Here is a 15,083-nt window from a genome sequence, read left to right on the forward strand (position 1 = left end):
GCCACCGCGCTGAGCGGTGGGGCGGCCCCTTGTGTCACTCTCGGCTCAGGTCATTCGCGCGGTCGCTGGCTCTCCTGCCGGGCTCGGTCGATCGCAGCAGCGGTCTCGTCGCCGGCCAGCCGCTCGATCTCCTCAGGTACCTTCCGCTCGTCCAGCACGAAGAGCCGGTCACCGACAAGACGGGTGGTCGTCCTCCAGCCGAGACGACGCCCCGCTTCCCGGGCGGCATGCCGGACGTCCTTGAGTTCGCCCAACTCCGCAAGATCGTCGCTGCTCAGGATCAGCTGACCGTGGTAGCCCTGGAACTGCGGCTTAAGAGCTGCCCGCATCATGGATTCGAGCCGGTCGATCAGCTTCTCGTACCGGCGCCGGGCCAGCTCATCCCTGACGGCCATCCTGCACAGCTCCCCACCATCCGCGCGCACGGCATGTGTGCCATATGTGTGCTGCAAGCGCAGGAGCCCTCCCGTCCGCTGGACGGAAGGGCGCCTGACCTGGTGCTTCTCTGTGCCCCCGGCAGGATTCGAACCTGCGACACCCGCTTTAGGAGAGCGGTGCTCTATCCCCTGAGCTACGAAGGCGGATCGTGGCGGTGTGGGCCACTGGCGTCAGCGTACCGGATCAGGGCGGGGGCGGGTGGGGGCAGGTCAGGGGGAAGTGGGTGAAGTGGGAGGCCATGTGGAGGTCCGCTTCGACGCGGGTCGCGGTGTGGCGGAGGGCGGGGAGGAGACAGACGGTGCACTCCTCGCGGGAGTGGCGGGCTGCGGGTATGTCGGTGTTCACCGCCGCGACGCGGCGGCCCGTGCGGTCGTGGAGGGGGACCGTGATCGCGCGCAGGCCTTCTTCGAGTTCCTCGCCGGCCAGGGCGTAGCCGAGGGGGACGGGGGCCGTCAGGACGCGGCCTGGGGCCGTGGCGTGGGCGGGGATGCGGGTGCCGACCGTGAAGTCGACGCTCATGATGTGGTGCGTGGCCGCCCGGGCCGTGCGGGAGGGTTACGGGGCCGGATACGCCTTCGGATACGGGTAGGGATACGGATACAGGTACGGGTAGGGCTACGGATACAGGTACGACTACGGGTACGGGTATGCCCGGAGGGGACTCGTCATTGGCGTGCCACCCGTACCCGGTAGTTCCCGGCCAGGTCCGCCGCCGCCACGTCGATGCGGATCTTCGCCTGCGGGTCCTTGAAGGTCTCGCCGGGGGCGAAGGGGGCGTCGGAGAGTTCGGCCTGCACGTTGGGGCTGCGGGTGCAGCCGCCGGAGTTGCGGTGGGCGTCGTAGACGGTGATGGGGCCGCGGCCCGTGTCGACGTCGGCGTTCACCTTGTAGATGAGGACGCCCGGCCGGCACACCGTCTCGTCGTTGCCCTCGTGGGTGCGCAGTTCGAGGGCGTAACCCGTGCTGCCGTCGAGGGGGACGAAGATCAGCTTCGGGCCGCCCGCTCGCTCCAGCGGGGTCAGGGTGTACTCCGTCGAGCCGTGCCGGCTCGCGCAGCTCACCTGGCCGGCGTCCAGCCAGCCCAGCTTCCACTTGTGCCAGCCGAGCAGGTCGTTTCCGGCGCCCCAGTCCTCGCTCATGATGTCCCAGTGGCCGACCGCGCCGCCGCCGTTCGGGGTGTAGAGGTCGGGCAGGCCGAAGACGTGGCCGTTCTCGTGGGGGAGGACCCGGTAGCCGGTGCGGTCGTAGGAGCCGGAGCCGTCGTCCTGGCGGGAGTAGACAAAGGAGGCGTTCGCGATGGGGACGCCGTCGGCGATCGGGGCGTCCGGGTTGCCCGCGAAGGTGACGGACAGGACCGTGTCCAGGGCGGACGGGCCCGCGTTCGGAGTCATCAGCACGTTCAGCAGGTCGTACTCGCGGAAGTCCACCGCCGGGTCGGCCGCCGTCACGAGGTCCTGGACGAGCTTGCGGTAGCCCGGGTCGAAGGGGGCGCCGCGTTCTATCCCGTACTCCTTGAACGGCTTCGGCATGCGCAGCCAGTGGGTGATCGGGGCTTCGGGACGGTAGTCGAGGCGTCCGTAGGAGGCGGTGCGGAACCACTCCTGGGTCTGCGGGAAGAACTCGTGGTAGCGGTCGAGCGCGGTGCCCTCGCCGGGCGCGTCGGAGAAGTCGATCATCAGGGTCAGGGCGTGCACGGTGCCGGTGGAGCGGGCGTAGGCGCCCGCCGTGGGCACGCCCTCCGTCATCTGTACGGTGCGGGCGCCGCTGATCAGACAGGGGGCGAGGGCGGGGGTACGGGCGAGGGCGCCGGCCCCGGCCCCGGGCGCGGTGGCCCCGATGGTGAGGTGCGCGGCCCCCGCGGTGCTGACGGCGAGGGTCAGCGCGGTGACGGAGACGAAGGCGGTGGCACGGCGGGGGCGGATGCGGCGGGTCCGTATCAGACGCGCACGTATGAGGCGGGCGGGTATGAGGCGGGTGCGTATGGGGCGGGTACGTATGCGGCGAGGGTCCGTGCGGGGCGCGTGCGTGGGGCCGCTGGATACGGGGCCGGTCGCGTGCGTGGGGCCGCTGGATACGGGGCTGGTCGCGTGCGTGGGGTGGTGGTGGGTCTCGTCCTTGCCGCCCGCTGTGGCGTCCGGGGCGGGGGGCGCAGGCGCGCGGTCCACATGGTTTGTTCCATCCGCCCTGCCGACGGTCGCCTCGCCGCTGGCGGCCCTCCCCACGCCTGCCCCGCCGAGGGCCGTCCCGTCCGTGTGTGTTCCGTCGGGGTCCGTTCTGCCGACGGCTGCCCCGCCCATGTCCGCCCTGCCGAGATCCGTCCCGTGGGTCCGGTGTGTCCGGGGTGTCCGGTCTGTCCGGCGGCGGGGCGGCTGCGGCTGCGGCTGCATGCGTGGACCTCTCGCTCCAGGCAGCCGCCGGTCTCGCGCCGCGCGGCACCGGTCCGCACCGGTTCGCGCCAGGCGGTCACCGGTCTCGTCTCCGGCTGCACCCTTTCGATCACCCTGTGTCGAGGGCGCGGTGGGCGCGCGCTGGAGCGGGCCGGTCGTGGGACGCGCGGCCCCGTCGCGAAAAAGAGCGGGGCCAGTCGGGTGTGGTCCGATGTGACCCAGGTCACGAGAGATCTTCTCGAGGGTGGGAAATATCCGGGGACCTCTTCCCCGTTTAGCCCTGTGTACGAGCGAAACGGGGACTCGATCCCCGGATCGCCCCACCGACCTCCTGGTCGTCCCGATCGACCGATCGGGGGCACCGGATCCCCACACCTCCAGATTCACCAGACGAACAGAGGAGCAAGCCGTGTCGGCCGCGACGATCGCGAACCCCGCAGCGCGCAAGGCGTCCAGGCCTCGCGCCGACGCCCTGCGTAACCGGGAGCGGATCGTCACCGCGGCCCGCGAGATATTCGTCGAGCACGGCGCGGAGGTGCCGCTGGACGAGATCGCCCGTCGGGCCGGTGTCGGCAACGCCACGCTGTACCGGAACTTCCCGGACCGCGACGCTCTCGTCCGCGAGGTCGTCTGCGCCGTGATGGACCGTACGGCCGAGGCGGCCGAGCAGGCGCTCGCGGAGAGCGGCGACGCCTTCGAGGCGCTGTCGCGCTTCGTGCACGCCGCCGCCGACGAGCGGATCAGCGCACTCTGTCCGATGGTCTCCAGCACTTTCGACCAGCACCACCCCGACCTGGAGGCCGCGCGCCACCGGTTCGAGCACCTCGTCGAGGAGGTCATGGACCGTGCCAAGGCGGCCGGCCAGTTGCGCGCTGATGTGGGTGTGGGTGACCTGATGGTCGCCGCCGCCCAGCTCAGCCGCCCGCCGGCCGGCACCGGATGCCTCAGCCACGACCGCTTCGTCCACCGTCATCTACAGCTGTTCCTGGACGGGTTGCGGGCACCGGCCCGTTCCGCCCTGCCGGGTACCACCTTGACCATGGAGGCTCTCCGCTGCCAGGCCTGATGCCAGGCCTGACCGACCGGTAGCGACCGGTCCAGGACCGGGGCCGGAGCCCTGCTCCTTCCCTCCCTCCGCCCTTCCTTCCTTCCCTCCCTCCTGCTCTCCCTCTGCCCTTCGCCCCTCTGTCCCTTCCTTCCGCCTGCCCGCTCGCCCGCCTGCCTTTCCGTTCTGCCTCCTCCGTCTTCCTCCGAGGGCCTTCGAAGCGAACCTCGAAGACCTGTCGGTGCAGCTTTCGACACCCTTTTTTCCGTCACGAAGTCCTGAAGTGGGTACACCCATGTCCGAAACAGCCGCAAAGGCTCCCGGCGTTCTGGAGAAGTCCGGCGACGCCAACCGCTGGAAGGCGCTCGTCTTCATAGCGCTCGCCCAGCTGATGGTCGTCCTCGACGCCACCATCGTGAACATCGCCCTGCCCTCGGCCCAGAAGGACCTGGGCATCTCCGACGGCAACCGGCAGTGGGTCGTCACGGCCTACGCCCTCGCTTTCGGCGGGCTCCTCCTCTTCGGTGGCCGCATCGCCGACCTGTGGGGCCGCAAGCGCGCCTTCGTGGTCGGTCTGACCGGTTTCGCCGCGGCTTCCGCGCTCGGCGGCGCGGCCACGAGCGGCGCGCTGCTGTTCGGTTCCCGTGCGTTGCAGGGTGCGTTCGGCGCGCTGCTCGCGCCCGCCGCGCTCTCCCTGCTCGCGGTGATGTTCACCGACGCCAAGGAGCGCGCCAAGGCGTTCGGCATCTACGGTGCGATCGCCGGCGGTGGCGGCGCCGTCGGTCTGATCCTCGGCGGTTTCCTCACCGAGTACCTGGACTGGCGCTGGACGTTCTTCGTGAACATCCCCTTCGCCGTGGTCGCCGCGGCCGGTGCCTACTTCGTCATCCGCGAGCCGGCCGGCGGCCGCAACCGCTCGCCGCTGGACATCCCCGGCGTCATCCTGTCCACCCTCGGCCTGGTCGCACTGGTCTACGGGTTCACCCGCGCCGAGTCCGCCGGCTGGAGCGACGCGCTGACCATCTCCATGTTCGTGGGTTCGGCCGTGCTGCTCGTCGCCTTCGTGCTCGTCGAGTCGCGGATGCGGGCCCCGCTGCTGCCGCTGCGCGTGGTCACCGAGCGCAACCGCGGCGGTGTCTACCTCTCGCTGGGCCTGGCGATCATCGGCATGTTCGGCCTGTTCCTCTTCCTGACCTACTACCTGCAGATCGTGAAGGGCTACTCGCCGGTCAAGACCGGTTTCGCCTTCCTCCCGATGATCGCGGGCATGATCACCGGCTCCACCCAGATCGGTGCCCGGCTGATGACCCGGGTCCCGGCCCGGCTCCTGATGGGCCCCGGCTTCCTGGTCGCCTCCGTCGGCATGCTGCTGCTGACCCAGCTGAAGACCGACACCTCCTACCCGGCCCTGCTGCTGCCCGCGATGCTGCTGCTCGGTCTCGGCATGGGTACGGCGTTCATGCCGGCCATGTCGCTGTCCGCCCAGGGCGTGCAGCCGCGTGACGCCGGTGTCGCCTCCGCGATGGTCAACACCTCGCAGCAGGTGGGCGGCGCCATCGGTACAGCGCTGCTGAACACGATCGCCTCCTCCGCGACCGCGTCCTACATCAAGGACCACATGGCGGCCGCGGGCACCACCCGGCCGGGGCAGCAGCAGGTGCAGGTGCAGGGTCTGGTGCACGGGTACACCAGCGCCATCTGGTTCGCCGTCGGCATCCTCGTGCTGGCCGCCGTGATCGCGCTGACCTTCGTCAACGCGGGGCGCCCGGGCACGACCATGGTGACCGGCTCCGGCGCCGCCTCCGGTGAGGGCGCAGAGGAGCAGGTGGCGGTGCCGGTCATCGCCCACTGACGTACCACCGCGGACGGGTACCTGCCCGGCGGCTCAGCGCAGCCAGGGCAGGTCCGCGCCCGCTTCGTTCGGCTGCAGTCCCTCGGCGACGATCTGCATGATCTCGCCGAGGGACTTCTGCTGTTCGGGGCTGAGCCGCTCGAACAGGGCCTGCCGTACGGCGGCCACGTGGCCGGGAGCGGTGCGCCGCAGGACGTCGGCGCCCTCGTCGGTGAGGACCGCGAACTGGCCCCGTTTGTCGGAGGGACAGTCCTCGCGGCGGACCCAGCCGTTCTTCTCCAGGCGGGCGACGGCGTGCGAGAGGCGGGAACGGGTGATCTTGGCGCTCATGGCCAGCTCGGTCATGCGCAGCCGACGGCGCGGGGCTTCGGCGAGCTGGACGAGGAGACCGTAGTAGATGTGCGGCATGCCCGCGTCGCGCTGCAGCTGACGGTCGAGGTGGTCCTCCAGGAGGGTGGTGGCGTGGAGATAGGCGCGCCAGACACGCTGTTCCTCCGCGGTGAGCCAGCGCTGGGCGTCGGCGGGACGGGCCTGGGGGGAGCCGGACGCGGAAACGGGTGCCGTGTTCATGTACTCCACTCTACGAGGCTGCTCATTGAACGTTAAACAAAGTTGCGCGTAGAGTGGACCGAGTTGGAGCTTTAAAGTTCAAGTTCCAGGGTTCCAGGGGTCAGGGTTCTCGGGTCTCGGGGCCCTGCCCACTTCGGCTGTGAAGCTCACCGCCCGGCTCACCCTCCCGCCGTCCGCGTCCGCCGCCACGAGAAAGCCGCCGCCATGACCACCGCTCCGGAGCGCATGCCCGCCCTCTACCTCAGCCACGGCGCCCCGCCGCTCGCCGACGACCCCGTCTGGCCCGGACAGCTCGCCGCCTGGTCCGCCGCCCTGCCCCGGCCCCGCGCGATCCTGGTCGTCTCCGCGCACTGGGAGGAGGCCCCGCTCGCCCTCGGCGCCGTGGAGACGGTCCCCCTGGTCTACGACTTCTGGGGCTTCCCCGAGCACTACTACCAGGTGCGGTACGCGGCTCCCGGCGCCCCCGGCCTCGCCGAGCGGGTGCGGGGGCTGCTGCGCGGCCCCGGCCTGCCCGTACAGGACGTGCCCGACCGGGGCCTGGACCACGGCGCCTACGTCCCGCTCGTCGAGATGTTCCCCGACGCCGACATCCCCGTCCTCCAGGTGTCCATGCCGACCCTCGATCCCGTGAAGCTCATGGGCATCGGCCGCAGGCTCGCCCCGCTGCGCGACGAGGGCGTGCTGATCGTCGGCTCCGGCTTCTTCACCCACAACCTCGCCGCCCTGCGGTACACGGGCGCCGGGGTGCCGAGCTGGTCCTCCGAGTTCGACGACTGGGGGCGGCGAGCCCTGGAGGCCCGCGACTGGGACGCCCTGCTGGACTTCCTCGACAAGGCCCCGGCGGGGCGGTACGCCCACCCGCGCACCGAGCACTTCGCCCCGCTGTTCGTGACCATGGGCGCGGCGGAGGCCGCCGGGGAGCTGGACGCGCAGCGGTCGGTGATCGACGGCTTCTGGATGGGAATGGCGAAGCGGTCGGTGCAGTTCGGCTGAGGGTCGGGCTCGGGGGCGACCGAGGGCGGAGTCGGGAGTCGGGGACGGCTGAGGGCCGAGCCGTGGGCGGCCGAGGGCAGGGTCGGGGCCGCCGGGGCGGCTGAGGGTCGGCTCGGGGCCGGCCCCGGTGCGCACCTGGGGTGGTGTCCGGGAATCTCCCGAGATCCCGGCTTTGCGGCAACCTTCGGGCGGCGCCGCCCGTCCATGAGAGTGGAGGGGCGGTCGAGGATGACGCTCTTCCGCCGTGGTGACTGCGGTATCCGTGTGACCGGTGTCTCATGAAGAGGCGGTCGGCGGGGGTCCGGGTCCGTCAGGAGGGGCCTCGACCGCCCTCCTGACCTGCGGCTCCGTGCCCGTTGCCACGGCGTGCGAAACGCCGCGGCGGGACAGGGTACTGCATGATCAGAAAAATTGGGGGGCGGGTTGGGAATTCTGTCCGGTTTCAAGTCGTTGTTCCCATCGGATGCGGGGCACCCGAGGAGAGTCCCCCAGAGAGTGCCGAGCGTCCTGTGGACCACCCGCTGACACACCATCGCAAGGGAGCACGCATGGCAACCCGTGCCGTCGCCCGTCGACAGTCCGCCACCGGCGAGACGGCCGACGCGGCACGCAGTGTTCGCGCCCATGGCGGCGAGATCGCCGACCGCGACCTGGTCGGCATGTACCTCGACGAGATCGCGCGTACACCGCTGCTCGACGCCGCCAAGGAGGTCGAGCTGTCCCAGATCATCGAGGCGGGTGTGTTCGCGCGGCAGATCCTCGACGGGTACGAGGAGTCCCCGGCCGAGGCCACTCGCGAGGAGCTGGAGGCCCTGGTCGCCGACAGCGAGCGGGCCAAGGACGTGTTCATCCGCTCCAACCTGCGCCTGGTCGTCGCGGTCGCCCGCCGGTACCCGCGCAGCGGCCTGCCCCTGCTGGACCTGATCCAGGAGGGCAACGCCGGCCTGGTGCGCGCGGTGGAGAAGTTCGACTACCGCAAGGGCTTCAAGTTCTCGACGTACGCCACCTGGTGGATCCGCCAGGCGATCACGCGCTCGATAGCGGACCAGTCGCGCACCATCCGGCTCCCCGTCCACCTGGTGGAGGAGCTCGGCCGCATCCGCCGCGTCCAGCGCGAGTTCAACCGGGAGAACGGCCGCGACCCGGAGCCCGCGGAGATCGCCGCGGAGCTGGGCTCGACGCCGGAGCGCGTCTCCGACGTGCTCGACTGGGCCCGTGACCCGGTCTCGCTGAACATGTCGGTGGACGACGAGGGTGAGACCCAGTTCGGCGACCTGCTGGAGGACACCTCCGCGGTCTCGCCCGAGCAGTCGGTCCTGACCCTGCTGCGCAGCGAGGAGCTGGACGACCTGATCGGCCGCCTCGACCAGCGCACGGCCTCCATCATCAAGATGCGCTACGGCATCGACGACGGCCGCGAGCGGACGCTGACCGAGGTCGGCAAGGAGCACGGCCTGACGCGTGAGCGCATCCGCCAGATCGAGAAGCACGCGCTGCTGGAGCTGAAGAAGCTGGCCCGCGACACGGGGTTCGACGCCGCCGCGTGAGGGACCGCCCCGGGGAGCCGCCCTCCCCGGGCCTTCGCGGCAGGGGCGGTCAGGCGGGCCTCCGCGGCACGTGGACGGCGCGGTGCGTGTGGGGTTCGGTACGCGGGCGGCGCAGTGCGTGTACGGTGCGGCATGTGTTCGGTGCGGCGTGTGCGCGGTGCGTGTACGGCGCGCGAGAGGTAGCGGACACGGCGGGCCGACTCCCACCGCGTACGCCCGGTGGCCGAAGCCCGCGCAAACATGGCTGTGGAGCGTCGCTTCAACCGGCGGCGCGCCGGGAACAACCCTTCCGGGCCCGGAAGTTCGGTACCTGTCCGGACGCCGGTCCGTCAGAGTCGTACCACCCGACCGACGTACGTCGTCCGACACACCCACGTCGTCCGGCAGGGGCGCACCGACCGTGCTGCCGTACTGATCGACCCTACTGATCGACTCGACCGTACCGATCGACCGTGTCGTCGTACGTACCGTGTCGTCGTACAAACCGTGCCGGCGCATGAACTGATCGCAGCCACCGACCCGAGCCGATCCGACTTGAGCCGACCCACGCGGTCGGCCGACGGCCGGTGAGGGTCGGGCGGCGCACACAGAGCCACGTCCCGACGCACTCCCCCCGGCGCCGGGACCTCCCCAGAGCCGGGCTTCGGCGCCTTCCCCCGGGCGTCGGAGCCCGGCTCCATGCTGTTCGGGGGCGATGCGTGGCACGGCGGGGCCCTGCGTGTGGTTGCCGGTGCCGGGCGGGCCGGAGAGACGGGGCACCCCGGACCTGAACCCCGGGGTGGCCCGCCAGATGGCAGATTCTGCCACACCGGCATAGCCTGCCGGGGTGACGAGCTCCATCCCCGCCGACCGCAAGGCCCCTTCCCTCACCGAGCGCCGCAAGGCGGCCACCCGGATGGAGATCGCGTCGGCGGCGGCCCGCCTGTTCATGACCCGGGGACTGCGTGCCACGCGTGCCGAGGACATCGCCCAGGCTGCGGGTGTCGCCCCGCGCACCTTCTACCGCTATTTCGCCACGAAGGAAGAGGCCGTGGCCCCCTGCTACGCGGCGGGAGCCGAGCGGTGGAGGGAGGCGGTCGGGGCCGCCCCGGCCGGACTCTCGGTCCCGGAGGCGCTGGCCCACGCGGTGCGGCACACTTTCACCCCGGGCTCGGGCGTCTCCGCGGTCTCCTGGCAGTGGGCGCGCACGCTCATCCGCCTGGCGGCGAGCAGCCCGGCGGTGCGCAAGGTGTGGGCCGAGGTCTGCCTGGAGTCGGAACGGGACCTCGCCCGGGTGCTCGCGGCCAGGACGGCAAGGTCGGCAAGGTCGGCTGGGTCGGCCGGGCCGACCGGGGAACCCGGGCCCGGGACGAGGAGCGGGAACATCGCGAGCGCCGGGAGCGCCGTGAGCGCCGACGGCATCGCACCGGAACTGCGCTTCTCGGCGGCCGTGGCGAGCGCCGCCGTGCGTGTGGCCGTAGAAGCCTGGGCCACCGGCGAGGCACCGGCCACCGGCCCGGACGGACCGGCCGCCCTGGCCCTGCGCAACCTGGCGGCACTACGGGACTTCCCCTGGACCACCCACCGGCCCCACGACCCGACAGGGACCGACTAGCCCGGCGCCGCGACCGGCCGCCCTCCGGCGGCCCGCACCATGCGTTCCCCCAACGCCCTTACGCACTCGACGAGTTCCGACGGCTCCTGCACCGTGAACTCGCACCCCAGCATCGCCAGCCGTAGCGCGAGCCACTCCACCCGGTCGCCGACCGTCGCGCGGAGCAGGCAGCCGCCGTCCGGCAGGGGCTCCGGGGTACCGAGCCAGGCGGGCAGCCGCGCGGCGACCGACTCGACGGGTTCGGGGAAGGTGACCGTGAACGCGTACGTCTCCTGCCGTTGCTGCATCGAGTGGCGCAGGTACTCCGCCGCGCTCCCGGTGGGCAGCTCGCGCGGGGTGAAGCGCGCGCCGGTCGGAAACGGTTCGCTGACCCGGTCGACGCGGAACGTCCGCCAGTCCGCCCGGTCGAGGTCGTAGGCGACGAGGTACCAGCGGCGCCCGGTCGACACCAGCCGGTACGGCTCCGTCAGGCGCCGGGTGCCGGTGCCGTCGCCGGCCCGGTAGGCGAAGCGCAGTCGTTCCCGCCCCGCCACCGCGGACGCCATCACGGTCAGTGTCTCGGGGGTGACGGACGCCCCGTCCCCGCTGGTCAGCGGTGTGGTGGCGGCCTGGAGGGTGGAGACGCGGTGGCGCAGCCTGGCCGGCAGCACCTGCTCCAGCTTCGCCAGTGCCCGCACCGCCGCCTCGTCCATGCCCTCGATCGCGTGCCCGGCCCCGGCCCGCAGCCCGACCGCGATGGCCACGGCCTCCTCGTCGTCGAGTACGAGCGGTGGCATCGCCTTGCCCGCGACCAGCCGGTACCCGCCGTCGGAGCCCATGCTCGCCTGAACCGGGTAGCCCAGTTCGCGCAGCCGGTCGATGTCGCGCCGGACGGTCCGCCGGGACACCCCGAGCCGCTCGGCCAGCTCGCCACCGGGCCATTCGCGGGGTGTCTGGAGCAGGGACAGGAGCTGGAGGAGCCGTGCCGGAGTGTCCGTCGTCATAGGTCCGAGGATGCCGCACATCTAGGACACGATCTGACCTATTGCCTGACTAGCTTGTCCGTATGACCTCCAGCGAAACCCTTGTCAGCAGCTCAGCACAGGTGGCCGACCGCTGCCGCTGGTTCGCGCTGGCGATCGTGATGACCGCGGCCTTCATGGACCTCGTGGACGTCACGATCGTCAACATCGCGATACCGTCCATCCAGAAGGACACCGGCGCGTCCTTCAGCCAGATCCAGTGGATCACCGCCGGTTACGCCCTCGCCTTCGCGGCCGGGCTGATCACCGGCGGGCGGCTCGGCGACATCCACGGCCGCAAGCGGCTGTTCCTCCTGGGCATCGGCGGCTTCACCCTCGCCTCCGCGCTGTGCGGCTTCGCCGTGAACCCCGAGATGCTGGTCGCCTCCCGCGTCCTGCAAGGCGCCATGGCCGCGATGATGGTGCCGCAGGTCCTGTCGATCGTGCACGCCACCTTCCCGGCGCGCGAACGCGGCAAGATCTTCGGCCTGTTCGGCGCGATCGTGGGACTGGGGGCGGTCTCCGGGCCGCTGCTCGGCGCGTTGCTGACTCAGTGGAACCTGTTCGGCCTCCAGTGGCGGCCGATCTTCCTGATCAACCTTCCGGTGGGCGTGGTGGCCCTGCTGCTCGGCAGCCGTTTCATCGCCGAGTCCAAGGCGCCGCGGGCGCTGAAACTGGACCTGGTCGGCGTCGCCCTCGTCACGCTCGGTCTGCTGATGCTGCTCTACCCGCTGACCCGGGGCCGTGAGCTCGGCTGGCCGCTGTGGGGGTACGGGTCGATGGCGGGCGCGGTGGCGGTGTTCGCGCTGCTGGTGGCGTACGAGCGGCGCAAGGCGGCGCGCGACGGCTCCCCGCTGGTCGAACTGTCGCTGTTCCGCGTGAAGAGCTTCGCGGCGGGCATCGCCGTACAGACGGTCTTCGGTGTCGCGCTGGGCGTCTTCTTCCTGGTCTGGACGCTGTACATGCAGATCGGCCTGGGCTGGAGCCCGCTGCGGGCGGGGCTGACGGGGGTCCCGTTCTCGCTCGCCGTGTCCGTGGCGGCGGGTCTGTCCGTGCAGAAGCTGGTCCCGCGCTTCGGCCGCAAGGTGCTCCAGGCGGGTGCCCTGCTCATGGCGGCCGGTGTGCTGCTCTACATCTGGGAGTCCGGCCGCTACGGCCTGCACATCGCCCCCTGGCAGATGGCGCTTCCGCTGGTCGTCATGGGCGTGGGCATGGGCCTGATCGTCGCTCCGCTGACGGACGCGGTGCTCTCCGGGGTGCCGCGTGAGCACGCGGGCTCGGCGTCCGGTCTGATCAACACCGTCCAGCAGATGGGCAACGCGCTGGGCCTCGGCCTGGTGTCGGTCGTGTTCTTCGGCGTGATCGGTGACCGGCTCACCCCGGCTCAGGTGGGCCCGGCCTTCGTCGACGCCTTCCAGCACGCGCTGTGGTGGGTGGCCGCGGTCCTGGGTGCCATCTTCGTCCTGATGTCCGCGCTGCCCCGGCGGCCGGCCCAGCACGAGGAAGGCGCCGAGGATGCGCGGGGCGCGGGTGACACGGAGGGCGCGGACGGCGAGGGGCTCGCGGCTGCCGGACCCCGGGAGCCGGAACTCGTCGGCTGAGCAGGGCGGGGACGCTGAGGGGGGCCCGGCGCCGGTGGAGGTGCCGGGCCCTTTGCCGTGTCGGTGGAGGTGCCGGGCCCTTGCCGTCGCCCGGGGCGGGCCCGATGCTTCCCCCTCGCGCCCGGGACGGGAGGGGGAACCCTCAGGCCCGGGACGGGTCCGAGGCCCCGCCCCAGCCACCGAAAGTCCATTCGTGCCCGTTTGGGCCCGAACCTGTTTACTTTCCGAGTGTCCCGGCGTAGCCTCCGAGCGAAACCACAAGTTCGGGCATCAGTCGGAGGCAAACGGACATGTACGCAGCGGAGCGGCAGCAGGAGATCCTCCGGCTCGCCCGTGACGGCGGCCGGGTGGACGTGGTGTCGCTCGCCGAGGAGCTCCAGGTGACGGCGGAGACGATCCGCCGCGACCTGAAGACCCTCGACCGGGCCGGCCTGCTGCGCCGGGTGCACGGCGGGGCCATCCCGGCCGGCCGCCTCGACTTCGAGCCGGACCTGACCGAGCGCGAGGCCACGGCGGCCGACGAGAAGGACCGCATCGCCAAGGCGGCCCTGGCCGAACTCCCCGCCGAGGGCACACTGATCCTCGACGCCGGCACGACGGTGGCCCGCCTGGCCGCCGCCCTGCCGCTGGAGGCGGACCTCACCGTCGTCACGCACTCCCTGCCCATAGCCGCCCGCCTCGCCGACCACCCCGGCCTGCAACTCCACCTCGTCGGCGGGCGCGTACGGCACCGCACGCGCGCCGCCGTGGACGCCTGGGCGCTGCGGGCCTACGGCGAGATCCGCGCCGACGTCCTGTTCGTCGCCGCCAACGGCTTCTCCGCCGAACACGGCCTGACCACCCCCGACCTCGCCGAGGCGGCGGTCAAGCGCGCGGCGATCGCCGCGGCCCGCCGCGTGGTGCTGCTCGCCGACTCCGCCAAGCACGGCCAGGAGCACTTCGCCCGCTTCGGCGGCCTGAGCGACGTGGACCTGCTGATCACCGACAGCGGGTTGAGCCCCGAGGACGCCGCCGTCATCGAGCGCGGCGGCACGGAAGTAGTACGCGCATGATCGTCACCGTCACCCCCAACCCGTCCCTGGACCGCACCTACGAGGTCCCCTCCCTGGACCGCGGCGAGGTCGTCCGGGCCACCGGCGAGCGGGTGGACCCGGGCGGCAAGGGCGTGAACGTCTCGCGCGCGGTCGCCGCCGCCGGACGGCGCACGATCGCCGTACTGCCCCTCGGTGGTGCGCCCGGCGCACTGGTCGCCGAACTGCTCGACGCGCAGGGCATCGAGGTCGCGCCGGTCCCCGTCGCCGGCGCGACCCGTTCCAACATCGCCCTCGCGGAGGCGGACGGCGTCCTGACGAAGATCAACGCGCCCGGCCCCGAACTCACCCGCGAGGAGCAGGAGTCGCTGCTGGAGGCGGTTCGGGGCAGCTCGCGCGGCGCCGACTGGATCGCCTGCTGCGGCAGCCTGCCGCGCGGCCTCGCGCCCTCCTGGTACGCCGACCTGGTCGCGCGGGCGCACGCCGCCGGCGTACGCATCGCGCTGGACACCTCGGGACCCGCTCTCCTGGCGGCGCTGCGCGAGGGACCGGACGTGGTCAAGCCCAACGCCGAGGAACTGGCGCGGGCCGTCGGGCGCCCGCTGGCGACGGTGGGCGACGCGCTCAAGGCGGCGGAGGAACTGCGCGGCCTCGGCGCACGCGCCGTCCTGGCGAGCCTGGGCGCCGACGGGCAACTGCTCGTGGACGGCGCGGGCGCCTGGTACGGCAGCGCGCGCGTCGACACCGTACGCAGCAACGTCGGCGCGGGCGACTCCTCCCTGGCCGGCTTCCTCGTCGCCGGCGGCTCCGGACCGCGAGCCCTGGCCTCGGCCGTCGCGCACGGCGCCGCCGCGGTCAGGCTGCCCGGCAGCGTGATGCCGGCCCCGGGCGACCTGGACCCCGAGTCGGTCACGGTCACCGCCGAGGTGCCCGTGGACCGCGCGCTCACGGAGCCGGTTTCATGACCGCCGCCGGCGTCTCCGTCACCCCGCTGACCTCCGCTCGTTCCGCCTTCCCCGCTCCT

The 15,083-nt window shown here is 72.1% G+C and carries 13 protein-coding genes and 1 tRNA gene; 8 read left to right on the top strand and 6 right to left on the bottom strand.

What is annotated here, in order from left to right; translation table 11 throughout:
• Positions 1 to 50 precede the first annotated feature (50 nt).
• The 4 genes from ACFC02_RS30190 to ACFC02_RS30205 form a co-directional block, all read right to left on the bottom strand.
• Complete coding sequence (locus ACFC02_RS30190) at positions 51 to 395, bottom strand: hypothetical protein (protein WP_376364048.1); 345 nt, start codon at positions 393 to 395, stop codon at positions 51 to 53.
• A 113-nt stretch (positions 396 to 508) separates the two neighbouring features.
• Positions 509 to 581: transfer RNA gene (locus tag ACFC02_RS30195), tRNA-Arg, on the bottom strand.
• 40 nt (positions 582 to 621) lie between these two features.
• Positions 622 to 957 (bottom strand): IclR family transcriptional regulator C-terminal domain-containing protein, encoded by a 336-nt coding sequence (locus tag ACFC02_RS30200; protein ID WP_376364051.1) that lies wholly within the window; start codon positions 955 to 957, stop codon positions 622 to 624.
• Between the two features lie 146 nt (positions 958 to 1,103).
• The gene (locus ACFC02_RS30205) at positions 1,104 to 2,390 is read right to left on the bottom strand and encodes a M6 family metalloprotease domain-containing protein (RefSeq protein ID WP_376364120.1); all 1,287 of its coding nucleotides are present in this window, start codon (positions 2,388 to 2,390) and stop codon (positions 1,104 to 1,106) included.
• Between the two features lie 844 nt (positions 2,391 to 3,234).
• On the opposite strand from ACFC02_RS30205, the gene ACFC02_RS30210 reads away from it, so the two are divergent.
• The gene (locus tag ACFC02_RS30210) at positions 3,235 to 3,891 is read left to right on the top strand and encodes a TetR/AcrR family transcriptional regulator (RefSeq protein WP_376364055.1); all 657 of its coding nucleotides are present in this window, start codon (positions 3,235 to 3,237) and stop codon (positions 3,889 to 3,891) included.
• A gap of 274 nt (positions 3,892 to 4,165) precedes the next feature.
• A complete protein-coding gene (locus ACFC02_RS30215) occupies positions 4,166 to 5,722 on the top strand; it encodes an MFS transporter (protein WP_376364058.1) in 1,557 nt (518 codons plus the stop codon).
• Positions 5,723 to 5,755: 33 nt separating this feature from the next.
• On the opposite strand, the gene ACFC02_RS30220 is transcribed toward ACFC02_RS30215, so the two are convergent.
• Positions 5,756 to 6,292 (bottom strand): MarR family winged helix-turn-helix transcriptional regulator, encoded by a 537-nt coding sequence (locus ACFC02_RS30220; protein ID WP_376364061.1) that lies wholly within the window; start codon positions 6,290 to 6,292, stop codon positions 5,756 to 5,758.
• 204 nt (positions 6,293 to 6,496) lie between these two features.
• On the opposite strand from ACFC02_RS30220, the gene ACFC02_RS30225 reads away from it, so the two are divergent.
• From ACFC02_RS30225 to ACFC02_RS30235, 3 genes are all read left to right on the top strand, one after another.
• Entirely contained in the window at positions 6,497 to 7,285 is a 789-nt protein-coding gene (locus ACFC02_RS30225) for a dioxygenase (protein WP_376364064.1), read from the top strand.
• A 548-nt stretch (positions 7,286 to 7,833) separates the two neighbouring features.
• Entirely contained in the window at positions 7,834 to 8,832 is a 999-nt protein-coding gene (locus ACFC02_RS30230) for an RNA polymerase sigma factor RpoD/SigA (protein ID WP_376364066.1), read from the top strand.
• A gap of 895 nt (positions 8,833 to 9,727) precedes the next feature.
• Positions 9,728 to 10,426: a TetR/AcrR family transcriptional regulator gene (locus ACFC02_RS30235; RefSeq protein WP_376364123.1), complete on the top strand. Its 699-nt coding sequence runs from the start codon at positions 9,728 to 9,730 to the stop codon at positions 10,424 to 10,426.
• Here ACFC02_RS30235 and ACFC02_RS30240 read toward each other — a convergent pair.
• Positions 10,423 to 11,409, bottom strand: coding sequence for a helix-turn-helix transcriptional regulator (locus tag ACFC02_RS30240; RefSeq protein ID WP_376364069.1), 987 nt, complete (start codon positions 11,407 to 11,409; stop codon positions 10,423 to 10,425). The genes ACFC02_RS30235 and ACFC02_RS30240 overlap by 4 nt on opposite strands.
• Before the next feature lie 62 nt (positions 11,410 to 11,471).
• Here ACFC02_RS30240 and ACFC02_RS30245 point away from each other — a divergent pair, with 62 nt between their 5' ends.
• From ACFC02_RS30245 to pfkB, 3 genes are all read left to right on the top strand, one after another.
• A complete protein-coding gene (locus tag ACFC02_RS30245) occupies positions 11,472 to 13,028 on the top strand; it encodes an MFS transporter (RefSeq protein WP_376364072.1) in 1,557 nt (518 codons plus the stop codon).
• Between the two features lie 290 nt (positions 13,029 to 13,318).
• Positions 13,319 to 14,080 carry a DeoR/GlpR family DNA-binding transcription regulator gene (locus ACFC02_RS30250; protein ID WP_376364075.1) on the top strand — a complete coding sequence of 254 codons (762 nt, stop codon included), beginning with the start codon at positions 13,319 to 13,321 and terminating at the stop codon, positions 14,078 to 14,080.
• The gene (gene pfkB / locus ACFC02_RS30255; RefSeq protein ID WP_376364078.1) at positions 14,077 to 15,024 is read left to right on the top strand and encodes a 1-phosphofructokinase; all 948 of its coding nucleotides are present in this window, start codon (positions 14,077 to 14,079) and stop codon (positions 15,022 to 15,024) included. The genes ACFC02_RS30250 and pfkB overlap by 4 nt, the downstream gene beginning before the upstream one ends.
• Positions 15,025 to 15,083 lie beyond the last annotated feature (59 nt).

The sequence above is a fragment of the Streptomyces sp. NPDC056160 genome, assembly GCF_042268205.1.
GTDB lineage: Bacteria > Actinomycetota > Actinomycetes > Streptomycetales > Streptomycetaceae > Streptomyces.